The organism is Labrenzia sp. 5N (assembly GCF_012395805.1).
Taxonomy (GTDB): Bacteria; Pseudomonadota; Alphaproteobacteria; order Rhizobiales; family Stappiaceae; genus Roseibium; species Roseibium algicola.
In genome coordinates this window covers 450,861-476,646 of the sequence record NZ_JAAZTM010000016.1, presented here as the reverse complement: position 1 = coordinate 476,646, position 25,786 = coordinate 450,861, and the positions used below count along the sequence as shown (strand labels likewise).

At 60.1% G+C, this 25,786-nt stretch carries 22 protein-coding genes; 16 read left to right on the top strand and 6 right to left on the bottom strand.

All coding sequences use genetic code 11. The features are described from left to right. Nucleotides 1–6 precede the first annotated feature (6 nt). Nucleotides 7–444 carry a hypothetical protein gene (locus HEP89_RS18055; protein ID WP_168692671.1) on the top strand — a complete coding sequence of 146 codons (438 nt, stop codon included), beginning with the start codon at nt 7–9 and terminating at the stop codon, nt 442–444. Between the two features lie 17 nt (nt 445–461). Here the strand turns inward: HEP89_RS18055 and HEP89_RS18050 are convergent, their stop codons facing one another. Further along, the gene (locus HEP89_RS18050; protein ID WP_209014751.1) at nt 462–1,793 is read right to left on the bottom strand and encodes a cyclic nucleotide-gated ion channel; all 1,332 of its coding nucleotides are present in this window, start codon (nt 1,791–1,793) and stop codon (nt 462–464) included. A gap of 191 nt (nt 1,794–1,984) precedes the next feature. Here HEP89_RS18050 and HEP89_RS29880 point away from each other — a divergent pair, with 191 nt between their 5' ends. Then, complete coding sequence (locus HEP89_RS29880; RefSeq protein WP_023000808.1) at nt 1,985–2,110, top strand: hypothetical protein; 126 nt, start codon at nt 1,985–1,987, stop codon at nt 2,108–2,110. A 541-nt stretch (nt 2,111–2,651) separates the two neighbouring features. On the opposite strand, the gene alaS is transcribed toward HEP89_RS29880, so the two are convergent. Then, the gene (gene alaS / locus HEP89_RS18045; RefSeq protein WP_168692669.1) at nt 2,652–5,309 is read right to left on the bottom strand and encodes an alanine--tRNA ligase; all 2,658 of its coding nucleotides are present in this window, start codon (nt 5,307–5,309) and stop codon (nt 2,652–2,654) included. A gap of 353 nt (nt 5,310–5,662) precedes the next feature. Then, nucleotides 5,663–6,733: a recombinase RecA gene (recA, locus tag HEP89_RS18040; RefSeq protein ID WP_031269221.1), complete on the bottom strand. Its 1,071-nt coding sequence runs from the start codon at nt 6,731–6,733 to the stop codon at nt 5,663–5,665. A 339-nt stretch (nt 6,734–7,072) separates the two neighbouring features. Between recA and HEP89_RS18035 the strand changes: the two genes are divergently transcribed. Together HEP89_RS18035 and HEP89_RS18030 are read left to right on the top strand one after the other, a co-directional pair. Continuing rightward, entirely contained in the window at nt 7,073–7,996 is a 924-nt protein-coding gene (locus HEP89_RS18035) for a PfkB family carbohydrate kinase (protein ID WP_209014750.1), read from the top strand. 105 nt (nt 7,997–8,101) lie between these two features. After that, the gene (locus HEP89_RS18030) at nt 8,102–9,034 is read left to right on the top strand and encodes a pseudouridine-5'-phosphate glycosidase (RefSeq protein WP_168692668.1); all 933 of its coding nucleotides are present in this window, start codon (nt 8,102–8,104) and stop codon (nt 9,032–9,034) included. Between the two features lie 83 nt (nt 9,035–9,117). Here the strand turns inward: HEP89_RS18030 and HEP89_RS18025 are convergent, their stop codons facing one another. Continuing rightward, nucleotides 9,118–11,544, bottom strand: coding sequence for a DUF3772 domain-containing protein (locus tag HEP89_RS18025; protein WP_168692667.1), 2,427 nt, complete (start codon nt 11,542–11,544; stop codon nt 9,118–9,120). Between the two features lie 350 nt (nt 11,545–11,894). Here HEP89_RS18025 and HEP89_RS18020 point away from each other — a divergent pair, with 350 nt between their 5' ends. From HEP89_RS18020 to HEP89_RS18005, 4 genes are all read left to right on the top strand, one after another. Then, nucleotides 11,895–13,100, top strand: a complete 1,206-nt coding sequence (locus HEP89_RS18020) for a hypothetical protein (RefSeq protein WP_055655151.1) — start codon at nt 11,895–11,897, stop codon at nt 13,098–13,100. A 62-nt stretch (nt 13,101–13,162) separates the two neighbouring features. After that, nucleotides 13,163–14,089 carry a DUF6384 family protein gene (locus HEP89_RS18015; RefSeq protein WP_168692666.1) on the top strand — a complete coding sequence of 309 codons (927 nt, stop codon included), beginning with the start codon at nt 13,163–13,165 and terminating at the stop codon, nt 14,087–14,089. Between the two features lie 37 nt (nt 14,090–14,126). Further along, nucleotides 14,127–15,593 (top strand): hypothetical protein, encoded by a 1,467-nt coding sequence (locus HEP89_RS18010; RefSeq protein ID WP_168692665.1) that lies wholly within the window; start codon nt 14,127–14,129, stop codon nt 15,591–15,593. A gap of 169 nt (nt 15,594–15,762) precedes the next feature. Then, nucleotides 15,763–16,257, top strand: coding sequence for a hypothetical protein (locus HEP89_RS18005; protein WP_023000797.1), 495 nt, complete (start codon nt 15,763–15,765; stop codon nt 16,255–16,257). Nucleotides 16,258–16,402: 145 nt separating this feature from the next. Here HEP89_RS18005 and HEP89_RS18000 read toward each other — a convergent pair whose 3' ends face one another. Beyond that, entirely contained in the window at nt 16,403–16,831 is a 429-nt protein-coding gene (locus HEP89_RS18000; RefSeq protein ID WP_168692664.1) for a VOC family protein, read from the bottom strand. A 140-nt stretch (nt 16,832–16,971) separates the two neighbouring features. Here HEP89_RS18000 and HEP89_RS17995 point away from each other — a divergent pair, with 140 nt between their 5' ends. Both HEP89_RS17995 and HEP89_RS17990 read left to right on the top strand, forming a co-directional pair. Continuing rightward, on the top strand, nt 16,972–17,580 hold the full coding sequence (locus tag HEP89_RS17995; protein WP_168692663.1) for a TetR/AcrR family transcriptional regulator: 609 nt from the start codon (nt 16,972–16,974) through the stop codon (nt 17,578–17,580). An 87-nt stretch (nt 17,581–17,667) separates the two neighbouring features. Continuing rightward, entirely contained in the window at nt 17,668–18,063 is a 396-nt protein-coding gene (locus tag HEP89_RS17990) for a VOC family protein (protein WP_031269217.1), read from the top strand. On the opposite strand, the gene HEP89_RS17985 is transcribed toward HEP89_RS17990, so the two are convergent. Further along, nucleotides 18,015–18,677, bottom strand: coding sequence for a helix-turn-helix domain-containing protein (locus tag HEP89_RS17985; RefSeq protein WP_168692662.1), 663 nt, complete (start codon nt 18,675–18,677; stop codon nt 18,015–18,017). The genes HEP89_RS17990 and HEP89_RS17985 overlap by 49 nt on opposite strands. A 172-nt stretch (nt 18,678–18,849) precedes the next feature. On the opposite strand from HEP89_RS17985, the gene HEP89_RS17980 reads away from it, so the two are divergent. The 6 genes from HEP89_RS17980 to HEP89_RS17955 all read left to right on the top strand — a co-directional run bounded on the left by HEP89_RS17980 (nt 18,850) and on the right by HEP89_RS17955 (nt 25,746). After that, nucleotides 18,850–19,734, top strand: coding sequence for a LysR family transcriptional regulator (locus HEP89_RS17980; RefSeq protein ID WP_031269215.1), 885 nt, complete (start codon nt 18,850–18,852; stop codon nt 19,732–19,734). Nucleotides 19,735–19,909: 175 nt separating this feature from the next. Beyond that, on the top strand, nt 19,910–20,338 hold the full coding sequence (locus HEP89_RS17975; RefSeq protein ID WP_286201058.1) for a formate dehydrogenase subunit gamma: 429 nt from the start codon (nt 19,910–19,912) through the stop codon (nt 20,336–20,338). Beyond that, nucleotides 20,335–21,852, top strand: coding sequence for an NADH-quinone oxidoreductase subunit NuoF (locus HEP89_RS17970; RefSeq protein WP_168692660.1), 1,518 nt, complete (start codon nt 20,335–20,337; stop codon nt 21,850–21,852). Before HEP89_RS17975 ends, HEP89_RS17970 begins: the two co-directional genes overlap by 4 nt. Nucleotides 21,853–21,884: 32 nt before the next feature. Continuing rightward, a complete protein-coding gene (gene fdhF, locus HEP89_RS17965) occupies nt 21,885–24,728 on the top strand; it encodes a formate dehydrogenase subunit alpha (protein WP_209014762.1) in 2,844 nt (947 codons plus the stop codon). A gap of 6 nt (nt 24,729–24,734) precedes the next feature. Further along, complete coding sequence (gene fdhD / locus HEP89_RS17960; RefSeq protein ID WP_168692744.1) at nt 24,735–25,553, top strand: formate dehydrogenase accessory sulfurtransferase FdhD; 819 nt, start codon at nt 24,735–24,737, stop codon at nt 25,551–25,553. Further along, nucleotides 25,543–25,746, top strand: coding sequence for a formate dehydrogenase subunit delta (locus HEP89_RS17955; protein ID WP_168692658.1), 204 nt, complete (start codon nt 25,543–25,545; stop codon nt 25,744–25,746). Before fdhD ends, HEP89_RS17955 begins: the two co-directional genes overlap by 11 nt. Nucleotides 25,747–25,786: the final 40 nt, after the last annotated feature.

The following is a 25,786-nucleotide window of genomic DNA, read 5'->3' as shown; positions in this document are numbered from 1 at the left end:
TTTTAGATGAGGTTTCAAAAGCTTGTAATTGTTTTCTTGAGCAGCCTTTTGCTGATGTGTGCCGGTCTGTCAGCATCGGCACAAACCGTCCACGAGCCTTCCCGCGGCACTGCCGAGCGCAAGGACATACTCGATGCAATGCGTCCGATGATGGAGGCAAGGGTGGGGCCGCCGGTCGAGTTCGTCGTCAACTGGATGCGTTCCGGCCATGGCTGGGCTTTCGTCCAGGTCTCGCCGCAGCGCCCAGGTGGTGGCGCCATTGACCTGTCCCGCACGACTTTCGCCTCGCAGGCGGAGTATATGGATGGCCTCGTCACCTTCGCCTTGCTGCGCTACCAGTTCAACCGATGGAACCTGGTCGACTTTGTCGTCGGCCCGACAGATGTCTTCTGGCAGGGCGATCCGCTCTACGCCCAGGTACCCCGCGGCCTAACACCCTACTGAGCGCCTTTCTGACTGGCCTACTTTGCCGGATCCTTCTGCGTTCCGGCAACTTCCTCCATCATGTCATCTTCGGAGTCGGCATCTTCCTGGGAATCGTTCCCCTGGAAGAGCTCCGGCTCCTGGTCGGTGTTCTCTGAAGATGCAAACACGCCCGACTGCTGAAGTTCCTCTTCCGCCAGCTCGCCCAGCACGCGTTTTCCCGCCGCCACACGGTCGCGCGCTTCATCCATGATCTTCTTGGCCAGCCCTTCATCCCTGTCCATCAGGTGTTTGAGGGCTTCCGCCTCCAGCACCAGAAGCTGGCAATCCTTGTAAGCGACCACTTTCGCGGTTCTGGGTGTCTGATTGATCAGTGCCAATTCGCCAAAGAAACTGCCTTCTCCCAGATAGACCGTGTCGTGCTGCAGCCGGATTTCGACTTCTCCGTCGGCGATGAAATACATCTTGTCCGCAACATCGCCCTGCTCTGCAATCGTGCCGCCCTTGCGCACGCGAAGCGACTGCAGCAGCTTCGCAACTTCGGCAATCTCCGTCGCCTTCAAGTCTTCGAACAGAGGCACGCGCGCCACCATCGACCAGGTGACGACAAAATCCCGGCTATGGATTTCCCGGGCAAAGGCCGAAGCAATGATGCCGACCGGCAAGGCTATCAGCCCGTAGCCCATCAGCATGACGATACCCCCAACCGTCTTGCCGAGATTGGTGACCGGCACGACATCGCCATAGCCAACGGTCGTCACAGTGGTAATCGCCCAATAGATTCCGTGCAGAATGCTGCGGAACTTTTCCGGCTGGTCGTCATGCTCGATCAGATACATCAACGTGGCGGCCATCAGGATGACACCGCAGATGATCATGCTCGATCCGAGCAGCGCCCTGCGCTCGTTGCCGACGGCGGAAATCAACGAACGCAACGCCGGTGAATACCGGGCCAGCTTCAGGAAGCGCAGCAGCCTCAGGATGACGACCATCGTGACGGCCTGATTGGGCAAGAACACCACGAACAACAGCGGCAAGGCCCCGATCAGATCAATGATCGCATCTGGCTGGATCGCATAGCGCAGCCTGGAAAACACCGGCCCGTAACGGCGCAGCGGCGGATGGAGATCGGCCACGTAAAGACGCATGACGTATTCGGCCAGAAAGACAAGTCCGCTGCCCAACTGGATCAGACGCAGGTGCGTGCTCAGAATGTCACGGATTTCCGGCACGGTTTCCAGCACCGCAAGCGCGATGTTGATCAGAATGAGGACGATCAGGAAGTTCCGCAGCACGCGCGCGCCGATGCGGCGTTTGCCCGTGTCCTCAAGCACCTCATAGAGCGCCCGTTTGAATTCGTGGCCGGACACCGAGCCCCCCGTTTCTGATTTTGCTCGCGTTTTCATGAATAGCCGAAAGACAGGCTACGACAAAGCTCTCCACGCGGACAGCCCTCACCATGCCGCACGAAGCTGTGCATAGGGGTGAGCGGAACGTGATTGGGCAATTTTGTCGCAGGCCCCATCTCCATGGATAGCCAACCGAACTGAAGGAGGACACCATGACCATAGACACCGACAAGGTTCGCGCCGCGGAAACCACGCCTCACCACATCGTGCTGAAAATGTTGCTGGTCTCGACGTTCTTCGCAGCAGCCGCGCTGGCAGTGACTGCTTTGCTGAACTGAACCAACCGGCAGGCTGCCGGAGGCAGACCTGATCAGGCCACCTCAACCGACGCCCCCCTCCTCGTCATCCCGGCCAAGCACAGCGCGAGCCGGGACCGGCGAGCGACAAGTCTTGCAGGACCTCAAGGGGCCATGCCGAGAGCAATAACCCCCCGATCCCGGATCTTCGCTTCACTGCGTCCGGGATGACCAAAGAGGGGTTTGTTTGAACTCGGTAGCGAGGAAGAGACCTGATACCTTCAGGCGAGCGGGAAAAGCGCCAGTAGGGCCGCCTTCCCCACAAAACAACCAATATCCCCTCCGTCGTCATCCCGGCCAAGCGAAGCGCGAGCCGGGACCGGGGAGCGACAAACCTTGCAGGACCTCAAGAGGCCATGCCGAGAGCAATAACCCCCCGATCCCGGATCTTCGCTTCACTGCGTCCGGGATGACCAAGGAGGGGCTCGCGTAATTTCTCCCCGAGAAGTGACCGAGCGCCTTAAACGAACAAGGGCGGCCCTGATGGGACCGCCCTTTTCAATTTTGATTGCCTGTAGAACCGTCAGAGCCCCGTGAGGTGTGCCTCGATTGCGGCAACGGCTGCGTCGGCCTTGGACCCATCCGGTCCACCGGCTTGCGCCATATCAGGCCGACCGCCACCACCGCGGCCGCCGAGTGCTTCCGAACCGATCCGCACCAGATCCACGGCGCTGACCTTGTCGGTCAGATCCTGCGTGACGGCAGTCACGATGGCGGCCTTGTCGTCTTCGGCAACGCTGATCAGAACGACCACGCCGGACCCGAGCTGGGTCTTGGCCTCGTCGGCCATGCCTTTCAGATCCTTCGGGTTGATCCCCTCGACGATACGCGCCATCAGCTTGAACGCGCCGGCGTCCTTCACCGGCGTGCCGCCTTCCGCTCCACCGCCCATGGCGAGCTTCTTCTTGGCATCCGCCAGTTCGCGCTCCAGCTTCTTGCGATCTTCAACCAGCTGGGCCACGCGAGCCGGAACATCATCGGCGCTGATCTTCAGCAGGCTGGCCAGTTCGCGCATGCGCTTGTCCTGGGCATCCAGATATTCACGGGCTTCTGCGCCGGTCAGCGCTTCGATCCGGCGAACGCCGGCAGCAACCGCACCTTCGGAAACCAGCGTCACCAGACCGATGTCGCCGGTACGCTTCACATGTGTACCGCCGCACAGTTCAAGCGAATAAGGCTTGCCCTGCTTAGGGCCATGGAGAGCGGTCCCCATGGACACGACGCGAACCTCGTCACCATATTTTTCGCCGAACAGAGCCATGGCGCCAGCTTCGATTGCGTCGTCGACCGCCATCAGGCGGGTATCGACGGGCGCGTTCTGCAGCACGATCTCGTTGGCAAAGCCCTCGACCGTTGCCAGCTCCTCATCGCTCACCGGCTTGGGATGCGAGAAGTCGAACCGCAGGCGCTCCGGCGTTACCAGCGAGCCCTTCTGAGCGACGTGATTGCCAAGCACCTCGCGCAAGGCCTCATGCACAAGGTGCGTTGCCGAGTGGTTGGAACGGATCGACTTGCGGCGGGAATGGTCGACCTTCAGTTCCAGGGCAAGGCCCGGAACCAACTCGCCTACTTCCACGGTGACCGAATGAACGAAGAGACCTTCGGCCTTCTTCTGCGTATTGGTCACGGCAACCTTGACGCCATTGGCCAGCATCCAGCCGGTGTCGCCCACCTGGCCGCCGCTTTCGCCGTAAAACGGCGTCTGGTTGAGAACCACGAAACCGCTTTCACCTGTGGACAGCTTGGCAACTTCCTTGTCGTCGGCGGCAAGACCGGCAACGACGCCTTCGGCCGTCTCGGTCTCATAGCCGAGGAAGTCCGTGGCACCGTGCTTTTCCTTCAGTGCGAACCAGACTGCCTCCGTCGCGGCGCTGCCAGACCCGGACCAGGCCGCACGGGCTTCCGCCTTCTGGCGCTCCATTGCAGCATCGAAGCCATCCGTATCAACCGAAATGTCACGCGTTCTGAGCGCGTCCTGGGTCAGGTCCAGCGGAAAGCCGTAGGTGTCATAAAGCTTGAACGCGGTTTCCCCGTCCAGACGACCGCCGGCCTCAAGGCCTTCGGTTGCTGTGTCGAGCAGGCCGAGACCACGCTCCAGCGTCTTGCGGAAACGCGTTTCTTCCAGCTTTAGCGTTTCTGTGATCAGATCTTCAGCGCGGCTCAGCTCCGGATAGGCACGGCCCATTTCACGCACCAGCGCCGGAACCAGCTTGTGCATCAGCGGTTCGCTCGCCCCAAGAAGATGGGCGTGGCGCATGCCGCGGCGCATGATCCGGCGCAGTACATAACCGCGGCCTTCGTTGGACGGAAGCACACCATCGGCAATCAGGAAGCTCGTGGACCGCAGATGGTCGGCAATCACACGGTGGCTGCCGGTGGCGTCGCCTTCTGCTTCCACACCCGTGGCATTGACGGAAGCCGCGATCAGCGCCTTGAAGAGGTCGATGTCGTAGTTGTTGTGGACGCCCTGCATAACGGCGGCGATACGCTCGATGCCCATGCCGGTGTCGATGGACGGACGCGGCAGGTCGAGACGCTTTTCCGGCGTCTGTTCATACTGCATGAAGACGAGGTTCCAGATCTCAATGAACCGGTCGCCATCTTCTTCCGCTGAACCCGGAGGGCCGCCCCAGATGTGGTCGCCATGGTCGTAGAAGATTTCAGAACACGGGCCGCACGGACCGGTATCGCCCATGGACCAGAAATTGTCCGACGTCGCGATACGGATAATCCGGTCTTCACTGAGACCTGCGATCTTCTTCCAAAGATCGAACGCCTGATCGTCTTCGGCAAAGACGGTTACAAGCAGCTTGTCCTTCGGCAGGCCGAATTCCTTGTTGACGAGGTTCCAGGCCAGTTCGATCGCACGGTCCTTGAAATAGTCACCAAAGGAGAAGTTGCCCAGCATCTCGAAGAAGGTGTGGTGGCGCGCAGTGTAACCGACGTTATCCAGGTCGTTGTGCTTGCCGCCGGCGCGAACGCATTTCTGTGCCGTGACCGCACGGGAATAGTCGCGCTTTTCCAGACCGGTGAACACGTTCTTGAACTGGTTCATGCCCGCGTTCGCAAACATCAGGGTCGGATCGTTACGCGGCACCAGCGGCCCGGACTCGACCACTTCGTGGCCGTTTGTCTTGAAATAGTCCAGAAAGGCAGAGCGGATTTCATTTACGCCGGTCATTCGGATCTCGCATCGGTCACAGCCCCGCATATGAGGGCCTGTTGAAAATCTTGAAGGCGCTGGATCTGGGTCGCCGATCCGCGCCGGAACAGCCTTTTAACTTTCACCTCCAACCCTGTCCAGCGGTTGCACGGACCCGACCCAACGGAAAGCTGCCGGGAAACAGGCGATTTCCGGAATGAAGGCTACCCTCACGCGCAGGACAACTGCTCCGACGGGATCTGACCTCTTCCAATTTCGCTTCGTTGCGGGACCTGAAAAGCAAAAGGCCCCCTTCCGGAGTGCGGAAGGAGGCCCTTGGAAGACCGGACAAACGTCCGGAGCTTTTGTAAGCGCTAACCGGAAGCTGAGGATCAGTCCTCGGCTTCTTCCGATGCAGCGTCCGGATCAATGATCGCATCGGCGATCAGGCCGGCGTTCTGGCGGATCGCCAGTTCGATTTCATCGGCAATTTCCGGATTATCCTTCAGAAACTGCTTGGCGTTTTCCCGGCCCTGGCCAAGACGCTGGCTGTTGTAGGAGAACCAGGCACCCGACTTTTCAACGATGTTGCCCTTGACGCCGAGGTCAATGAGTTCGCCGGTCTTGGAGACACCTTCACCATAGACGATGTCGAATTCCACCTGACGGAAAGGAGGCGCAAGCTTGTTCTTGACGACTTTCACGCGGGTCTGGTTGCCGACCACTTCGTCCCGGTCCTTGATCGCACCGATACGGCGGATATCCAAACGGACGGAGGCATAGAACTTGAGCGCGTTACCGCCGGTCGTGGTTTCCGGAGAACCGAACATGACGCCGATCTTCATGCGGATCTGGTTGATGAAGATCACCATGCACTTCGACTTGGAAATCGAAGCGGTCAGCTTGCGAAGAGCCTGGCTCATCAGGCGGGCCTGCATGCCCGGCAGACTGTCGCCCATCTCGCCTTCGAGTTCGGCCTTCGGCGTCAGCGCTGCAACCGAGTCGATGACCAGAACGTCGATGGCGCCGGACCGCACCAGCGTGTCGGCAATTTCAAGCGCCTGTTCACCAGCGTCCGGCTGGGAGATCAGCAGATTGTCGATATCGACGCCAAGCTTGCGCGCATAGATCGGATCCAGCGCGTGCTCCGCATCGACAAAGGCGCAGATACCACCGGTCTTCTGGGCTTCGGCAACCGCATGCAGGGCAAGCGTGGTTTTACCTGAAGACTCCGGCCCGTAGATCTCGACGATACGGCCGCGCGGCAGACCGCCGATCCCGAGCGCGATATCAAGTCCGAGTGACCCGGTCGAGACGGCTTGCACCTCAACCACTTGGCCCTGACCCATCTTCATGATGGAGCCTTTGCCGAAGGCGCGTTCGATTTGGCTGAGCGCTGCGTCCAGCGCTTTTGTCTTATCCATCTGGCTGCTTTCTACGAGACGAAGTGTACTTTGCGACATGGCTTACGCTCCTTATTCCACGATGGACGCGCCGTTTCAATGAGAGCCTTTGTACACATTTTGTTCTCACTTGACAAGTCGGCAAAACCGATTGGTATTAAAATGAAAATGGCTGTTTGTTTCCAATATGTTCTCACTTATCGATTTTAGAACTTACCTAGCGTAATCTATTGATCGGAACATCCCGTGATTCCGCGATCGTGCAGAATCACCGTCGCTTGCCTGCCACCAGTTGCCGCCCCCCGCTTAATCTGCTAGCCCGCGCTTTCAACGGTTGCCAGCACCGGCGCATCGAACGCTTCTGTTCTGATCCCGGCTTTTCATGAGACAGTCCAGAACGTGACTTCAGACATCTCCTCCCCCGTCATCGCAATCGGTGCGATCCATTACGATACGATCGCCCATGCCAGCGAGCCGATCCGCCCCGAGACTTCGACCCCATCGAGGTTGAACGCAAAGCCGGGCGGCGTTGCCACGAACATTGCCCGTGCACTGGTTCGGCTAGGGGTTGGAACACGCCTCGTGGGAGCAGTTGGAGAAGACGGCGCTGCAGACATGCTTTCCCGCCAGCTCAGCCAGGAAGGGCTCGAGCTGCATGTGAAGGCCCGGAAAGGTTTCGCAACGGGCCAGTACCTCGCGCTGCATAATCCGGCAGGTGATCTAGCGGCCGCCTGCGTTGACGACCGTGTTCTGTCCGAAGCTCCGGAGGATCTCTTCGACGGTATCGTCACGGATCTTGCAGCAAACGCGACGGACGATACGATCTGGTTTCTGGATGCCAACCTGCCCGCTGCAATGCTGGTCCGGCTGACGGGGCGTGCCTTGCCCGGGCGTCTTGTTGCCAATGCCGTTTCGGATGCCAAGGCAATCAGGCTGCGTGGGGTTCTCGGCAAACTGGATTGCCTGATGCTGAACCGCGGCGAAGCGGTCACGCTTACAGGGCTTTCCCGCGACACGTCTTCCGAAGACCTGGCGGCGGCCTTGTCGCAGACCGGCCTCAAGAGTTTTGTCCTGACCAGCGCAGCATCTGATGTGCTGGTGCTCGAAAGCGGGAAACTTCACCGGTTCGCACCGCTTCAAACAGATATCGTCGATGTCACCGGAGCAGGCGATGCATTAAGCGCCGGAACGGTCGCGGCGCTCGCCAGAGGCTATGGCCTGACGCAAGCAGTCCCTCTTGGCCTTGCAGCTGCAGCCCTGACCCTGCGCAGCACCGGCGCCCTCGCGGAAGAGCTCTCCTGGGATGCCCTCGCCAACTTTTGACCATATGGACAAATTCCAATCTTGGCGCTGCTCCGCCTTGCGCCTATAAGACCCGCAGAATTGAACCGGCCCGAGCAGCCGGACGAAAACAGAAAGGCACACGCCGTGACCACTCCGACAACGCCCTCCGCCATCAAGGATCTAATCGTTTACAGCGATGAAGTGCGCGAGGCACTTGCGAACGGCAAGCCGATCGTTGCGCTGGAATCGACCATCATCACCCATGGCATGCCTTTTCCGAAGAACGTTGAGACCGCCCGTGAGGTGGAAGCCGACATTCGCGCGGAAGGCGCCGTTCCGGCCACCATCGCGCTGATGGACGGCAAGATCATGGTGGGCCTTTCCGATGAGGATCTCGACCGCCTGGCACAGGCCAAGGACGTGATGAAGTGTTCACGTGCCGACATGACCTTCGCACTTGCCACCGGACGCTACGGCGCGACAACCGTCGCCGCCACGATGATGGCGGCGCATGCGGCGGGCCTGAAGGTTTTTGCCACGGGCGGCATCGGCGGCGTTCACAAGGGCGCGGAAGAAAGCTTCGACATTTCCGCCGACCTCGACGAGCTTGGCTGCACGCCGGTCTGTGTGGTGTCCGCCGGTGCCAAGGCATTGCTCGACATTCCCAAGACCCTGGAAGTTCTGGAGACCAAGGGCGTTCCCGTCATTGCTTTCGGCACGGAAGAACTGCCGGCTTTCTGGTCGCGGGCCAGTGGTCTCAAGGCCCCCTACTCCCTGAATTCGGCTGCCGAAATCGGTTCGCTCCTGAAGATGCGGTCCCGTTTCCCGGATCATGGCGGTGTCCTGATCGCCAACCCGGTACCGGAAGCCGACCAGATCCCGCGGGACGAAATGACTGGTTATATTGATGCCGCCATTGCGGATGCCACTGCGAAGGGTGTTCGCGGCAAGGACGTGACCCCGTTCGTTCTCGGCGCCATCCTGGAGCTGACCGGCGGCCGCAGCCTCGACACCAACATCGCGCTGGTGCGCAACAATGCCCGCCTGGCCGCGCGTATTGCTGCTGAACTGGTCTGACGGCACATTTTCTCCAGAAACCAACTGGATCCAAATAATCTCCGGGCTTTCAATCCGTTTGAAGTGAAAGCCCGGCAGACTTATCAGGACGGTTTGTCTTCCACCGGTTGAGGCACTTCCGGCGCCTGACGGCGCTCAAGTGCCGCCGCCAACCGGTCGATGTCCTTGAAATGCAGGTCCCGCTGCGGGAACGGTATCTCGATACCCGCCTTGCCAAGCTCGTTGTAGACCGTGAAGTAAAGGTCCGACTTGGTAATCATCACATTGCCGATGTCTTTCAGGAAACATCTCAGTTCGAAATTCAGCGAGCTGTCGCCCAGCCCGATGAAAAGAACCTGCGGCGTCGGATAACGCGCGATCGTGCTGTGCCCGCGTGCTGCATCGAACAGGATGGATTTCACCTTTTCCAGATCACTGCCATAGGCAACGCCAACCGGCAGGATGAGCCGGCCCGACTTGTTGGTCAGCGTCATGTTCTTGACCGTGCCGGCAATCAACTCCGAATTTGGAATGATGACGTCATGGCGGTCGAAGGTTTCGATGCGCGTTGAACGGACAGAGATCTTGCGGACATATCCGGATTGCCCGGATACTTCTATCCAGTCCCCTTCCTTGATCGGCCGTTCGATGAGCAGGATGATGCCGGAAACGAAGTTGGAAACGATGGTCTGAAGACCAAAACCGATACCGACCGAAAGGGCACCGGCCACGACCGCAAGACTGGACAGGTTCAATCCGGCGGTGGAAATCGCAATCAAAGCCGCCAGCGTAAGCCCGACATAGCCTGTGCCCGTCACAACAGCATTCTGAGCGCCACTGTCCATCCGCGTTTGTGGCAGCACGGTCGCCTTCAGCAGGTTCTGCAGCCAACGCGTCACAACAACGCCAATGCCGAAAATGGCAACCAGGACGATGAAGGAGTCCAGCGACAGGTGAATGTCGCCCAGCTGTACCCCGTTTGTGAGCAGATACCAGACCTCGACGATATCCGTTCCGCGTGCGCCCCAAGTCATGGCGATCAGGGGCGCGAAAATCAGTGTCAGAACACAGATCAGCCCAAAGGCAACGAGGACCGGAGCGGGCTCGTCTTCCCGCTTGCCGATAGCCGTTTTCACGACAACGAGAATGAGATGGTAAAGCATGAAGCCGAAACCGAGCTCCGCAACCGTCATGATTACCGGCAGGATCGCAACCCGGGCAAGCTGGACATAACCGACCAGCGTTACGCAGACGGCAAGAACGGCGGATGTCTTCATGAGCAGCGACAAGAACAGCAGAAAGCCAGATTCCTGGGGTTTTACTGATGCCTCTTCGGGTTCTTCCGCTGTCTGCTCGCTCTCCACGGCATTGCTCTCAACGGACTTGTTGGATCTGATGACGCTGGCCAGAGACCAAAGCAGTACCGCCGCCATCGCAATGGGGGGAGCCGAAAGCACCGAAATCGCTGCCGTACCGAAGGCGTTATCGAGTTCGAATGCCTCGACCGCCACTTCAAGGGCCATGAAGACGCCCAGTCCCTGGCAGAGACGCAACCCGAGTTTTGCTTCCCGGTCCCCCAGCTCCAGCAGACGCCAGCGATCCTGCCCGGGGGCAAAGATCGTGTGACCCAGCCAGTTCGCTATGATCATCACGAGAGCCATCACCGGCACGGCGATCACTGCCGTGCGGACCGAGTTCGGATAGATGTCGAGAATGGGAAATATGGAGATCAGAGCGGCGGCACCGATGGTCGGCAGCACGATAAAGCTGGCATTGTAGAGCACCGCCAGCATCAACGCCTTTGCACCGGTGGCCGGCTTTTCGCAATAGAGCTTCAGTGCTCGCGAAATCGGATGCTGCAGAACCGTCAGGAACAAGATCCCGAAAATTGCCAGACCGAGGGAAAGCGGCACTGTCTCATGCAGTTTCTTCGAGACGCTTGGGCGGGCCAGTTCGTTCTGCACACCGCGTTCGAACCGCTTTATGAATTCCCCTATTTCCTGAAAGCCCGCGGCCCAGGTCGACGGCGCAAGCGGCGAAGGATACCTGTCCAGCAGTGTCGAAAGTTGCCGTGCGCGAAGCTGCCTGTCGACCTGGCGAATGTAGAAGATAGCCTGATTGTTGATTTCACCGGCCACTCGGACCGGTGCATTTGCAGCCGCCAGCGCATTGGTAAGCTCAAGACGTCTTGCGGCAACTTCGTCAGCTTCCTTCTGCCCGTCTGCGGGTGGTGCACCGAGGCTGTTCAGTTGGGCTTGCAGGGCGCTGGCCCGAATGTTCCCGCGATCGATGACCGCCGCACTGGCGTCCCGAACCTCGACGAGCTGAGACCGGAGCTGATCGAGGGTCTTTGGAGAAACGCTTCTTTCTTCGAGCGCCGTTGCCGCCCGGTTGAACAATTCGGTCGACCGCGCGATGGGCTCCGGCGGAACCTGCCCGGCCTCCTGGGCAAGCAGTGTTCCCGCCGGCATGCCGCCGGAAAAAGTGATGGATAAGGTCAGTACCAGCAGGATACACTTGAGAAACTTCATGAAGACGCCATCACTTTTGGGACAAGGCCCCGGTTCCGGTTCGCAGTCCGATCGCTTCGCCAGGGAAGCCAGCTGGGCTTCAAGGCTTATGCATCCATCCGCGGTCCGATTCGAGCAATCAGCTTATGCGCGAATTTCGGCAGATCTTTCACCATGGAAACACATTTGTCGCAAAACGGGCCTAAGGAAAGGCTCTGGCAGGTTTCAAGGCTGCCCGGCTTTGGCCCGAAATCCGTGCCAAGCCGTTGACAGAGCGGCGTAAGCCTGCCCTAACATGCGAAATTATGACGTTAACAGGACGTTGCGGCAAAATACCTGAAAACAAGCCGCGTCCTTCAAGGAGGTCAGACATGACAGACGCGGCAACCCCAGAAAACCCGCAGACTGCAACGGCTCCGGCAGGAAGCTTTTCCCCGCTTCAGTACCTCGACCGTGCGCTGTCGACCCTCCGCGACATCGGCATTACGCCGGAAAGCGAGCAGGACGCACCGATCAACGCCCTTCTGGAACAGATTACCGATCTTTCTCCCGACAAGGTGCTGATCATCACCCGGACCCTGGCCCAGGCTTCCAATTTCAACGAGGTTGTTCGCTCGCAGGTTCAGCAGATGGATATCGGCGAACGCTACGAGCAGATCACCGAGGCATTCAATTCCATCCGCGATGACGCGAAGGCGCTGGTCGATCAGCTGGCCGACGGCAAGATCTCTTTCACCGAGAACCTGTCCAACAAGTGGCGCGACTTCCGCCGCGGGACCATTTCCGATCGTTTCGATGATATCCGGGGTACCTACAAGGACGTTGCAAAGGCAACCAAGGACCAGATCGAGCGGGAACAGACCATTCTGGAAGCCTATCGCGATTTCCGCGGTGCCTTGAAACAGGCGGAAGTCACCGCGCTGGAACTGCTGAATATCGCAACAGGCAAACTGGACGCCGCCAAGGGCGCCCTTGAAGCTGCCTCCGGAGAAGTCGAAGCCTACACCGGTGACGACCCGGCGCAGAAGGCACGCCTTGAACTGGCACGCGACGAGAAGCTGCGTGAAATGCAGGACGAGGAAAAGCGGTATCAGATCGCCAAGGACCTCTCCGACAACCTGACGATCGGCTACAATACGTCAGAGGTCATCATGGCGCGCCTGGTCCAGACGACCAACGCCAAGGAGCGCGTTTACGCCCAGTCGGTCAGTTTCTTCTCCACCAATGAATCCGTTCTCACCGCACTCAACGCCTCGTTCACCGGCCTGCAGGGCCTGCACGAAAGCACCGAGACGCTGAATGCCATGAAGGACGGCATCAACAAGAGCCTGGAAACGCTGGCGGACATCGGCGACGAAGTGCAGAAAAAGGCACTCGAAGCCGGCTATGGACCGACCGTTGCCGCAGCCTCGGTGAAAAAGCTGGTCGACTCCGTCGTCAACTTCCAGGTCCAGTCGCGTGAAATCATCGACGAAATGCGCGAGATGTCGACCAAGAATTCCGAGGAAATCCGCAACGCCGTGGAAGACGGCAAGCGGCGGCTTGCCAAGCTGACCGCCCAGGGCAAGGCCCTTTGATCTGACGATAATCCGGCAGGCCGGACCCTCCGGCCCGCCCTTTTTCAAGAAGACATGCATTCATGGCAAGCAAATCCGACGCCCCGCTTGACGATCTGATGATGGCGATGGACGTGGTCGACACGCTGCGTCATGAAGAAGGTCAGGTGGCCCGCGAGCTGAAGACCGATGAACGCGATGCCGCCATGGTCGAGCGGCTGCGTCAGGTCTATGCGTCCCAGGGCATCGATGTTCCGGACCATATCCTGAAGGCGGGTGTCGAGGACCTGAAGCGCGACCGCTTCGTCTATTCTCCACCTTCCGCAGGCTTCCAGCGCACGCTGGCGATGATCTACATCTCGCGCAGCACCTGGTCAAAATGGCTGGCGGCGGTCGTTGCTGTCGTCATCGTTTGCATTGCGGCCTGGTACTTCATCGTCAAGCTGCCGGCACAACGTGCGGAAGCGGACCTGCTGGCAAGGCTTCAGGCTCTGCCCGCGACCTATACCGAATTGGTCGGGCGGATCGATTCCCTGACCGAAAATACCGAAATCGAAGCCAACGCCGCACGTCTGGCCACCGACGGCAACCTTGCCCTTTCGGACGGCAACAACGAGGCAGCCTTCAAGGCGGAGGCCGACTTGCGCGATCTTGCCGGACGGCTGCAGGAAGTGTTCGAGGTCCGGATCATTTCCCGCGAAGGCGTGCCGACCGGCGTTTCCCGCATTCCCGAATCCAATCCAGACACCGAGAACTACTACATCGTGGTCGAAGCCGTGGACGCAGACGGCAAGATCCTGGAGCGCAGGATCGTGTCGGAGGAAAGCAGCAAGGCCGAACTTGTCGACAAATGGGGCCAGCGTGTTTCGGAAACCATCTACAACGCCGTTCGCCGCGACAAGATGGAAGACGGCATCGTGCAGAAAGGTGTCCTGGGGCAGAAGCGGCGTGGAGAGCTGGATATCAAATGGCGCAGCGGCGTTCAGGACGGAGCAATTACGAAATGGTAGCGGTTAGGATTGCACCGCCTCACCGGGAGGCACCGGCATGCTGACGGGACGCCAGACCCTGGGCACCATCGAGCAGTCGCTTGCCGATTTGCGCCGTGAAGAAGCCGAGCTGAGCAAGCGGATCGAGCGTTCGACCCGTGCCCTGACGGACCTGCAGGAACGCCAGAGCGAAGCCTACCGGGATCTTGCCCGGTTCCGACTGGATACCGACAGTGCCGGTGCACTCAACACACGCCTCGACAGCGCCGCGCGGGAAGCCCGCAAACTTCTGGACAAGCGCAATGCGGACTACAAGGTCCTGACCGACCAGTTGCGCCAGTGCGAAAGCGACCGCAGCCAGTTGCAGAAGAAGCGCGTCGAGCTCGATAGCGCCCGTGATGCCGCCGAAAACCAGATGGACGAGTTGATGGAGGCTGTCGACGGCCGTCTGGAAGGCGATGCCGGTTATCAGGCACAGCGCGAGAAGACAGAAGCCGCTCTTGCGACTGCGGAGGCAGCCGCCTCCAAGGCGGCTACGTCCGAAAAGGACCGAAAGGAAAAAGGCAAGGCCTATGAGGCCGATCCGCTGTTCATGTATCTGTGGCAACGCGGTTTCGGAACACCGGCGTACGCGCACCGCGGTCTTGTGCGCTCGCTCGACAGATGGGTGGCCGGCCTTGTCGGCTTCAACGACGCCCGCGCCAATTTTGCCATGCTGACCAGCATTCCGGACCGGATGGCGCGCCATGCGGAGCGCTGTGCCGAAATCGCACTGGAAGAACAGGACAAGCTCGCGGAGTTCAGCCGCAATGCGATGACCGACGCTGCCGGAACGGATCTTGTCGGCACCATCGAAACCCTCAGCGCGGACATCGACCGTATCGACGGAGAACTCGACAATCTGGACAGGCGGATCGAAACGCTGTCCTCGGCCCTCGCCGAATTTTCCAGCGGGGAAGACACCGACTTCCAGAAGGCGGAAGAGCATCTGTCCGTTTCTCTGCAGGCGGATGACCTCAAGGATTTGTGGCGCGCCGCGCTCGATACCCCCTCGCCCGAGGACGAGAAAATTGTTCAGCGGATCGAGGATCTGAAGGAGCGCATCGACCAGGTTACACGCGAGATCCGTCAGGACAGGGAACTGCAACGCGATATTGGCCGACGTCGTGCGGAACTTGCAGACGTTATCAAGCGTTTCCGTTCCAGCGGCTATGGCAGCTGGGAGTCCACCTTCTCTGACGAGAAGCTGACGACCGTCCTGTTGGGCGAGTTGGTCAAGGGTGCGATTACCGGTGCCGAATACTGGGCCCGCGCGGAGCGTTCGCACAAACGCCGCAAACCGAAGGGACGCCAGGTCGCGTTCCCCAACGGTTCGGGTCTTCCCAAGTCCATGGGAGGCTTCGGTGGCGGCTTTGGCGGAAGTTCCGGCAAACGGTCCGGCGGCAGTGGCGGCTTCGGCGGTGGTGGTTTCAAAGGCGGTGGAAGTTTTGGTGGTGGCGGTTTCAAGACAGGCGATACATTCTGACCTTCACCGATTGAAATCCCTGCCCCCGTGAGGCCACAAGGCTTCGTTAGGAGTGTTATGTCAGTTTACTGGCAGAAGATGGTGGCGGACACATGCAGTTTTCTTGTGCTTTGTGAAGACGTGTTCTAGACCGGCTCTTAAGTTGACCATTTTAACCTTGGGACTGCCCATGCGACGTATCGTTTTATCCGCTTTTTGCGCTCTTGCTCTTGCCGCCTGCCAGTCCGGGTCCTCTCAGCGCCCCACGCAGCCGGATCAGCCAAGGCTGGACGTGCCGGCCGGCGCGCAATCGGTAAATATCGCAGCCGATCCGGCAAGCGTGCGGTCCGCACTGGTCTCCAGTGCCCAGGAACGCGGCACCGTCGTACTGCAGGACCAGCCGAACATGGTGGTTCTGGAACGGCCGATGACCGGCGCGAACCCAGCGCTCGATTCCGAATTCGGCCCGTCCGACAACGGCCAGCGCGTGATCCGCATCCGGGTTCGCTTCACCGGAACGCCTTGCCAGACGCTGGCTGTTCAGGATCTTGCCGTGATCAATAACGTGCGCACGGCACTTGAGCAGAGCTTCGTTCTGCCGGGCAACCCGAACACGATGCAGAGCCTGCAGGGTCTGAAGTCGCGCGCCGAACAGGGTAGCTCCTGTCCGCCGGTTTCCTCCTGACGCATCAACAGTCAGTCTTGAAAATGACGAGGCGTGGCCGGGTTTCCGGCCACGCCTCTTTCATGCCGGCCTACTCCGAAGCGGATCACAGCAGTGGGAGACTTCCTTCACTCCGGACGCATTCACCGGCATGACTGTCGACACGTCAGGCAGGCACAGCTTCAGCGGCGAACTGCTTCAGGAACTCTTCGCTGGGCGGGATTGGCTTGATCACGTCGATCAGCACTCCGTTCGGATCACACGTGATGAAATGGCGCTGGCCAAAGGCCTCATCCCGCAGCACCTGCAGAATGGGTAACCTGTTCGCCTGAGCGGCCTCATAAACCGCATCAACATCCTCAACCTCGAAATTCAGCAGAAGTCCTCCTGCGCCCCGGCCACGACCGGCTTCCGGAATGGTTTCGTGGTTCTGGTCGAGGATCGCGAGATTGACGCTTTCGTCCTCCTCCGACTGCAGGTGCACGTACCAGTCTGCTTCAAACATCGGCTTGAAGCGGAAATTTTTCGAATAGAACCGGGCAGTCTCCGCGACCTTGTCGGTCATGAGGACCGGATAATACTGGGTGCATTTCATCGTTTTTCTCCTGTTCCTCGCCAGTTTCCGATGTGGATTGCCAGTGCCATCCGGCTTCCGGCTGTTTCCGAGGCTTTCCAATCACAACAAAAAGACATACAGTCTGTATGTATTTTTCAACTAACATACAGGCTGCATGTATGCAAGGCAAAAACTCCGAGAAATCAGGTGAACGCCGTACACAGGCGGAAAGGCGCGCGGAAACGCGCAAGGCCCTGCTGGATGCGGCAAGGGCGCTGATCGTTGAAAAAGGCTATGCGGAAACCGGAACACCTGAGATCGTCAAGGCGGCAGATGTCACCCGCGGCGCGCTCTATCATCACTTCGCCGACAAGGCAGACCTGATGCGGGCGCTGGTTCACCAGGAATCGGAAGCGATCGCGGCGAAGATCAACAGTCAGACGAACACGGGCCAGACACCGCTCGATGCCTTCATGTCCGGCGCCAGCGCCTATTTCTCGGCCATGTCCGTTGCGGGCCGGGCAAGGATCATGCTGCTGGAAGGACCGACGGTGCTCGGCCTGTCGGAAATGGCGGAGATCGATCGCCAGACCGGCGGTGCCACGCTTCTGGAAGGACTGCGGCATGCAGCCAATCACGGTGCACTGAAAGATATTCCCCTGGAGCCTTTGGCCGACCTGCTCTCTTCCGCTTTCGACCGCGCGGCGCTGGCAATCGCAAATGGCGGTGACAGGAAAGCGTATGAAGCGGCGACCCGCAAGCTATTGGCAGGCATCCTGGCAGACTGACAATCGGCTCTGATGTCGTGATCCTTCAAGACGGCCTTGCACCAACCTTCTATGGCTGGCGCCAAACCAACCGACCGGGAGACCCAAGTGATTCTGAGATACACCATCCTCTACGTTGAGAATGTCGCCGCCGCTCTCGACTTTTACGAGAAGGCCTTCGGACTGGAACGTCTGTTCCTTCATGAATCCGGAGACTACGGCGAACTGGCGACGGGCGAGACAAAGCTCGCGTTCTCATCCAAAGCACTGATGAACCAGCTTGGAAAGACACCCGGCACCCCCGAACCGAAGTCACCTGTGTTTGAACTGGCGTTCGAGACGGATGACGTTGCAGCCTCCCTTGCCCGTGCAGTCGCCGCCGGTGCAAACAAGTTGCAGGATGCACGCGAGGAACCCTGGGGGCAGATCACATCCTATGTGAGCGATCCTTTCGGCTACCTCGTGGAGATCTGCTCGCCGATCCAGTTGCCCAGTGCTGGTTGAGACAACAGCGACAGACTATCGGGGTCCCGGCGCAATTGCGCCGGTGACCGTCCGAACCAGCGCTGCAGGTCGCGCGTCATATGGGCCTGATCGCTGAAGCCGCACACAGCAGCGATCTCCACCAGCGGCACCTCCGTCGCCAGCAGTCCTGCAGCCCTGCGCGCTCGCGCGAGCAAGCGCCAGTATTCCGGTGGTGGCAGGCCCTGCTCCCGAAACCGCCTCTGCAACGTTCTCACCGACACGCCTGCCTGTTTCGATGCCCGCTCGACGGTCGACTGTGGCAACGTCAGGGCAACGATCACGTCATCCAGGTCATTGGTCTCGTCAAGTACGTTGCCAAGGATGTCTTCTGCCCGTTCGCAGTCGCGTTCAATGGCCTGAAGAACCTCGTCCTCAACGACGCCACCCGGGCGCAACCGGAACCCCGTGATATGCGTCCCGGCCGCGAGTTCGGCGATGCGCGGCTGGAAATCGAGGTCCGTCAGCAGAACCTTTTCCCGCTTGCCCTGCTCACGCACCACCAGCACATCCCGGCAACCATCCGGAAAGATCAGCGCATTTTCCGCTGTGTCGATCCGGTGATGCCATTTTTCAAATCTGACGGTGCCACTCATGGCCAACCTTTAGCAGGTGGCGGCAGCGCAAGCGAGATTGTTCAACGTGGCGTGGGCAGTTGCGAGTAAACATCGATCGAAAATTGTGATTGAAAACACTACTTTCAATTCCCCTGGTCAAATGTCATGAAACATGGACCTACCCACTACTGACCGGTTCGGAGCCTTTGTGATGATCGAAAAGCTGGAGATGTTTCTTGCCGTGGCCCGGGAAGAACATTTCGGCCGTGCGGCCGAAAGCCTCGGCATCGCCCAGCCGACGCTCTCGACAGGCATCAAGCAGCTTGAGGATCAGCTTGGTGTTCAGCTGTTTTTCAGAGGCTCCCGGTTCGGCGGTCTGACACCGGAAGGCCAGCGTGCCCTGGTCTGGGCTCGACAAATCGTGGGGGACGCCCGCCAGTTGCGCGAGGAGATGCGGTTCTCCCGCGACGGCCTAACAGGACAATTGCGCATAGCCGTCATCCCGACCGCCCTCACCTGGGCAGCCAAACTGACGACATGGTTCGGCAACAAGCACCCAAACGTGCGTTTCACCATCTTGTCGCGAAATTCGATGGAGATCCTGTCGATGCTGGAGAACCTCGATATCGATGCCGGCATTTCCTACCTCGACAACGAACCGACCGGCAGGGTCAGCACCGAACCGCTCTACAATGAAAGCTATATGCTGGTATGCAATGAAGCTTCGTCCTTCGCTGGCAGAAAGTCGGTCAAATGGAAGGAGCTGGCCGAGGAACGGATCTGCCTTCTGACGCCCGACATGCAGAACCGGCGGATCATCAACCGTCATTTCGGAGAAGCCGGAATCATGCCGGAAGCCCGGATCGAGTCCAATTCCACGGTCGTGCTGGTGGCAAATGTGCTGGACGGCGGCTGGATAACCGTCCTGCCAGCGGATCTCGCAGAATTTCTGACAGCCGGAAAACCCTTGAAGACGATCCCCCTTGTCGGCGTTCACACCGGTCACACTGTCGGCCTCGTGGCCCCCTATCGCGAACCGCACACCCCGGTTTTGCGGGCTCTTCTGTCCGAAGCAAGGCGTATTTCCGAGGTCTGACCGGAAGTTAGCCGAAACGGTCAAATCATGTTCGATCATGATTTCCAATCGATCAACGGAAAATCATTATTGATATCAAATCAAACTTAATGGTGTGATGCGCCTCGAAATATACGGGAGGACGCGCATGCCGTATGCGACGGGAGAGCCCACGGCCGAACAGATCTCGGCCGTGATGGAAGATTTTATTACCTTGGAAGGCCCACTTCTGCCCATGCTGCACGGTTTGCAGGCGGAATTCGGCTATGTGCCCCAAGCAGCGGTCGAGCTGATTGCAGAGGCGCTCAATCTGTCCAAGGCGGAAGTTCACGGCGTCATCTCCTTCTACCATGATTTCCGCAAGGCCCCCGCCGGGCGCCACGTCGTCAAGATCTGCCGGGCAGAGGCCTGCCAGGCCGTCGGCGGCGAAACCCTTGGCGAGGCGGTTCTGGCGAAGCTCGGCCTGGACTGGCACGGTACAACCCGCAACGGTGCCGTCACTCTCGAACCTGTCTACTGCCTCGGCCTGTGTGCCTGCGCCCCTGCCGCGATGGTCGACGGCAAGGTCATCGGCCGTGTCACCGAAGATCGCATGACGCGTATCCTCCAGGAGGCCGGTGCATGAAGATCTTCGTTCCCCTCGACAGCGCTGCCAAGGCACTGGGTGCCGATGAAGTTGCCGCAGCAATTCAAATCGAAGCCGGCAACCGTGGTCTCGATGTCACCGTGGTGCGCAATGGCAGCCGTGGCATGGTCTGGCTTGAACCGCTTGTCGAAATCGAAATCGACGGCACCCGCAAGGCCTATGGCGCCGTCACAGCCGAAGACGTTCCCTCTCTTCTGGATGGCACGCTGGAAAGTCTCGGTACGGTGGAAGACATCCGCTTTTTCGCCCGCCAGACCCGGCTGACTTTTGCCCGTTGCGGCCTGATCGATCCGCTCAGCCTCACCGAATACGAAGCCCATGGCGGACTTGTCGGCCTGAAACGCGCTCTTGCTCTCGGCGAAGAAGAGATCGTTGCGGAAGTCACCAACTCCGGCCTGCGCGGTCGCGGCGGCGCAGGGTTTCCCACGGGCATCAAGTGGGACACGGTCCGTAAGGCAGTTTCTGCGCGCAAATACATTGTCTGCAACGCGGACGAAGGTGACAGCGGCACCTTCGCCGACCGCATGCTCATGGAAGGCGATCCCTTCACGCTGATCGAAGGCATGATCATCGCCGGCCTCGCCACAGGCGCCACCACGGGCTTCGTCTATATTCGCTCCGAGTATCCGGACGCCATCGCAGTCATGGAAGCCGCTGTCAGGATCGGTCTCAAGGCCGGCCTGCTCGGCACGAACGTTCTCGGGTCCGGCAAGGCTTTCGACCTGGAAATTCGCACTGGCGCAGGCGCATACGTGTGCGGTGAGGAAACGTCCCTCCTCAACAGCCTGGAAGGCAAGCGCGGCATCGTGCGGGCCAAGCCGCCGCTGCCGGCGCTTGAAGGCCTCTTCGGCAAGCCGACCGTCGTCAACAACGTGCTCTCGCTGGCAACTGTTCCGGTCATTATGGAAAAAGGCGCGGAGTTCTATGCCGGCTTCGGCCTCGGCCGCTCCAAGGGCACCATGCCGATCCAGATCGCAGGCAATGTCCGCTACGGCGGTCTTTTCGAGACCGCTTTCGGCATGCCTCTGGGTGAGCTGATCAACGATATTGCCGGTGGCACCGCCAGTGGCCGGCCGGTCAAGGCTGTCCAGGTTGGTGGCCCCCTCGGGGCATATATGCCCGTCTCCAAGTTCAACACGCCGTTCGGTTATGAAGAATTCGACGGCCAGGGTGGCCTCATCGGACATGCCGGCATTGTCGTCTTCGATGACAGGGCGGACATGCTGAAGATGGCCCGCTTCGCCATGGAATTCTGCGCTGTGGAAAGTTGTGGCAAATGCACACCGTGCCGGATCGGCGCCGTGCGCGGTGTCGAGACAATCGACCGGATCGATGCTGGCGATGCAGGGGCTGTCCACCTCCTGACGGATCTCTGCGACACGATGAAAGACGGCTCGCTTTGTGCCCTCGGTGGGTTCACGCCCTATCCGGTCATGAGCGCCCTTACCCACTTCCCTGAAGATTTTGCCCGCCAGAAGGAGGCCGCCGAATGACGGATCTCGCCAACATCCATGACGATCGAGACATGGGCACTCCGGCAAAGGAAGGCGCTCCGGTCACACTGACCATCGATGGCTTCGAGGTCACGGTGCCGGAAGGCACATCGGTGATGCGTGCGGCCTCTGAAATCGGTCTTCAGGTTCCCAAGCTGTGCGCCACGGACAGCATTGACGCCTTCGGCTCCTGCCGCCTCTGCGTAGTCGAAATCGAGGGCCGGCGCGGCACACCCGCCTCCTGCACCACACCGGTTGCGCCGGGCATGGTCGTTCACACCCAGTCCTCCAGGGTCAAGCAGATCCGCAAGGGCGTGATGGAACTCTACATCTCCGACCATCCGCTGGACTGCCTGACTTGCGCTGCCAATGGCGATTGCGAGCTGCAGGACATGGCCGGCATGGTCGGCCTGCGTGATGTCCGTTACGAGCCGGGCCGCAACCACTTCGAACAGCGTACCTCTGTTGGACCGAACCCGGAGTATATCCCGAAGGACGTGTCCAACCCCTATTTCGCTTATGACCCGGCCAAATGCATCGTCTGCTCGCGTTGTGTGCGGGCCTGCGAAGAGGTTCAGGGCACCTTTGCCCTGACCATCGAGGGCCGTGGTTTTGAAAGCCGTGTTTCGCCCGGCGCGGCGTTCGACGATTTTCTGTCTTCCGACTGCGTTTCCTGTGGCGCCTGCGTGCAGGCCTGCCCAACCGGCACGCTTCAGGAAAAATCCGTCATCGAACTGGGAACGCCGGAACGTTCCGTCGTCACCACCTGCGCCTATTGCGGCGTCGGCTGCTCGTTCAAGGCTGAACTCAATGGCGACGAACTGGTGCGCATGGTGCCTTACAAGCACGGCAAGGCCAATCGCGGCCATTCCTGCGTCAAGGGCCGCTTCGCCTATGGCTATGCAACCCACAAGGACCGGATCCTCAACCCGATGATCCGCGACAGCATCGATCAACCCTGGCAGGAAGTTTCCTGGGACGAGGCCCTCAGCTTCGCCGCCAATCGCCTCCGCGGACTGCAGGAAAAGCACGGCCGCAAGTCCATCGGCGTGATTACCTCCAGCCGCTGCACCAACGAGGAAACCTTCCTGGTGCAGAAGCTGACCCGGGCGGTCTTCGGCAACAACAACACCGACACCTGTGCCCGTGTTTGCCACTCGCCGACCGGCTATGGCCTCGGTCAGACCTTTGGGACCTCTGCAGGGACGCAGGATTTCGATTCCGTCGAACATACCGACGTCGTCATCGTGATTGGCGCCAACCCGACCGACGGTCACCCGGTCTTTGCCTCCCGCCTGAAGAAGCGTCTGCGCGCCGGTGCCAAGCTGATCGTTATCGACCCGCGCCGCATCAATCTGGTGAAATCGGCTCACATCGAGGCGTCCCACCATCTGCAGCTGCGCCCCGGCACAAACGTTGCCGTGGTAACCGCCCTCGCCCATGTCATCGTTACCGAAGGTCTTTTCGACGAAGACTATATTCGCGACCGTTGCGACTGGGACGAGTTCCTGACCTATGCCGACTTCGTCCGCGATCCGCGCCACAGCCCGGAAACCAGCGAAGGCCTGACCGGCGTTCCGGCGGAAGAACTGCGCAAGGCGGCCCGCCTGTTCGCGACCGGCGGCAATGGCGCGATCTACTACGGCCTCGGCGTGACGGAACACAGCCAGGGCTCGACCACGGTCATGGGCATTGCCAACCTAGCAATGCTCACGGGAAATGTCGGGCGAAAGGGTGTCGGCGTGAACCCGCTGCGCGGCCAGAACAACGTCCAGGGCTCCTGCGACATGGGCTCCTTCCCGCATGAACTTCCGGGCTACCGCCATGTGAAGAACGAGGACGTCCGCGCGATCTTCCAGGACATCTGGGGTGTGGAGATCGATGCCGAGCCGGGCTTGCGCATTCCCAACATGCTGGATGCCGCTGTCGATGGCAGCTTCAAGGGGCTCTATTGCCAGGGCGAGGACATTCTCCAGTCGGACCCCGACACCAAGCATGTGGCGGCCGGCCTTGCAGCCATGGAATGCGTCATCGTTCACGACCTCTTCCTGAATGAGACCGCCAACTACGCCCATGTCTTCCTGCCCGGTTCCACGTTCCTGGAAAAGGACGGCACCTTTACAAACGCCGAACGCCGCATCAACCGCGTGCGCAAGGTGATGGCGCCGCGCAACGGCTATTCCGACTGGGAGATCACCCAGATGCTCGCCAACGTCATGGGTGCCGGATGGACCTATAGCCATCCGTCCGAAATCATGGCTGAAATCGCTGCAACCACGCCCTCCTTCGCCGGTGTGACTTACGATCTGCTGGAGGAAAAAGGGTCGGTGCAATGGCCCTGCAACGAAGCTTCGCCGGATGGCACGCCGCTCATGCATGTCGATGGTTTCGTGCGTGGCAAGGGCCGGTTCATTGTCACCGAATATGTGGCGACGGACGAGAAATCCGGACCTCGCTTCCCGCTGCTTCTGACCACCGGCCGTATCCTGTCCCAGTACAATGTCGGTGCCCAGACCCGGCGAACCGACAACGTTATCTGGCACGATCAGGATCTTCTGGAAATCCACCCGCATGACGCGGAAAATCGCGGACTGAAGGAAGGCGACTGGGTGAAGCTGGCATCGCGTTCCGGAGAAACCACCTTGCGGGCCCATCTCACCGACAGGGTCAGCCCCGGCGTCGTCTACACCACCTTCCACCATCCGGACACCCAGGCGAATGTCATCACGACCGACTTCTCCGACTGGGCCACAAATTGTCCGGAATACAAGGTGACGGCGGTTCAGGTCAGCCTGTCCAACGGACCGACCAACTGGCAGGAAGACTATGCCGCCCAGGCAGCTATGTCCCGGCGGATCCTGCCGGCTGCGGAGTAACTGGTGATGGATCGCCCGCTCTCCCGCTCCATGCCCGGCCGTGCCGTCCACGCGGACGGCCAGGTGGCGGTCGCGCGAAGCCTGCCGGAGGAAAGCCCTGTTGCGCTCGTCTTCGATGGCACCACGCAGGCGGTGATGATGGCAACGCCGGGCGATATTGCCGACTTCGCCGTCGGTTTTGCCCTGAGCGAAGGCATCATCAGCTCGATCACCGAAATCGAAGCCTTCGAGGAGGTCTCTCATGACCGCGGCATCGAGGCTCGACTTTGGTTACGCGCAGACCGCTCGAAACGGCTTCTTGCCCGCCGCCGTGCCATGGCCGGTCCGGTTGGTTGCGGCTTGTGTGGCATCGAAAGTCTGGATCAGGTCCTGCGGCCTTTGCCGACGGTCGACGCAACAACAGTCCTGTCCCGCCTGGATGTGGCCAGAGCGACCGATGCGCTCAGCCGGCTGCAGCCGCTTCGGGACCAGACGCGCGCCACCCACGCCGCCGGTTTCCTCCAACCGGGCAAGGGCGTGGTCGTGGCGCGCGAGGATGTTGGCCGCCACAATGCGCTCGACAAGCTGATCGGCGCCCTTGCCCAAGCTGGGACCGCCCCTGCAACCGGCGCCTTCGTCCTCACCAGCAGGCTGTCGGTGGAACTGGTGCAGAAATGCGCCTTCGCCGGTTGCCCGGCCCTGATTGCCGCCTCGGCCCCGACGTCGACCGCACTCCGCCTCGCCGACGAGGCCGGCATAACGGTCGCCGCATTTTCAAGGGACGGCGGGTTTGATCTTTACGCGCATCCAGAGCGCGTCTTATCCGGAGTTGCAGATGTCGCCTGACAAGATGGTCTATATGGCCAACCAGATCGCCACCTTCTTCAAGACCCAGCCAGGCATTGACCAGGCGGAGAAGGTCGCGAACCATTTGAAGGACTTCTGGGAGCCGCGCATGCGCGACCAGTTGAGAGCCCATGTGGAAGCCGGCGGTGCCGGTCTCGACGCGGTCGTCCTGGAAAGCGTGCGCAGGCTCTGACGGGAGGGTTTCCCTCTTCTTTGCCACGATACTGAAATTC

Excerpts from the sequence above, each read along its gene's own strand:
- HEP89_RS17985 (WP_168692662.1), bottom strand. The coding sequence starts at position 18,677 with ATGAGTGGCACCGTCAGATTTGAAAAATGGCATCACCGGATCGACACA.
- HEP89_RS17970 (WP_168692660.1), top strand. The coding sequence starts at position 20,335 with ATGAAGATCTTCGTTCCCCTCGACAGCGCTGCCAAGGCACTGGGTGCC.
- HEP89_RS18000 (WP_168692664.1), bottom strand. The coding sequence starts at position 16,831 with ATGAAATGCACCCAGTATTATCCGGTCCTCATGACCGACAAGGTCGCG.
- fdhF (WP_209014762.1), top strand. The coding sequence starts at position 21,885 with ATGGGCACTCCGGCAAAGGAAGGCGCTCCGGTCACACTGACCATCGAT.
- HEP89_RS18055 (WP_168692671.1), top strand. The coding sequence starts at position 7 with ATGAGGTTTCAAAAGCTTGTAATTGTTTTCTTGAGCAGCCTTTTGCTG.
- HEP89_RS17975 (WP_286201058.1), top strand. The coding sequence starts at position 19,910 with ATGGAAGATTTTATTACCTTGGAAGGCCCACTTCTGCCCATGCTGCAC.
- HEP89_RS17995 (WP_168692663.1), top strand. The coding sequence starts at position 16,972 with ATGCAAGGCAAAAACTCCGAGAAATCAGGTGAACGCCGTACACAGGCG.
- HEP89_RS17980 (WP_031269215.1), top strand. The coding sequence starts at position 18,850 with ATGATCGAAAAGCTGGAGATGTTTCTTGCCGTGGCCCGGGAAGAACAT.
- HEP89_RS29880 (WP_023000808.1), top strand. The coding sequence starts at position 1,985 with ATGACCATAGACACCGACAAGGTTCGCGCCGCGGAAACCACGCCTCAC.
- alaS (WP_168692669.1), bottom strand. The coding sequence starts at position 5,309 with ATGACCGGCGTAAATGAAATCCGCTCTGCCTTTCTGGACTATTTCAAG.
- recA (WP_031269221.1), bottom strand. The coding sequence starts at position 6,733 with ATGTCGCAAAGTACACTTCGTCTCGTAGAAAGCAGCCAGATGGATAAG.
- fdhD (WP_168692744.1), top strand. The coding sequence starts at position 24,735 with ATGGATCGCCCGCTCTCCCGCTCCATGCCCGGCCGTGCCGTCCACGCG.
- HEP89_RS18020 (WP_055655151.1), top strand. The coding sequence starts at position 11,895 with ATGACAGACGCGGCAACCCCAGAAAACCCGCAGACTGCAACGGCTCCG.
- HEP89_RS18010 (WP_168692665.1), top strand. The coding sequence starts at position 14,127 with ATGCTGACGGGACGCCAGACCCTGGGCACCATCGAGCAGTCGCTTGCC.
- HEP89_RS17955 (WP_168692658.1), top strand. The coding sequence starts at position 25,543 with ATGTCGCCTGACAAGATGGTCTATATGGCCAACCAGATCGCCACCTTC.
- HEP89_RS18025 (WP_168692667.1), bottom strand. The coding sequence starts at position 11,544 with ATGAAGTTTCTCAAGTGTATCCTGCTGGTACTGACCTTATCCATCACT.
- HEP89_RS18015 (WP_168692666.1), top strand. The coding sequence starts at position 13,163 with ATGGCAAGCAAATCCGACGCCCCGCTTGACGATCTGATGATGGCGATG.
- HEP89_RS18005 (WP_023000797.1), top strand. The coding sequence starts at position 15,763 with ATGCGACGTATCGTTTTATCCGCTTTTTGCGCTCTTGCTCTTGCCGCC.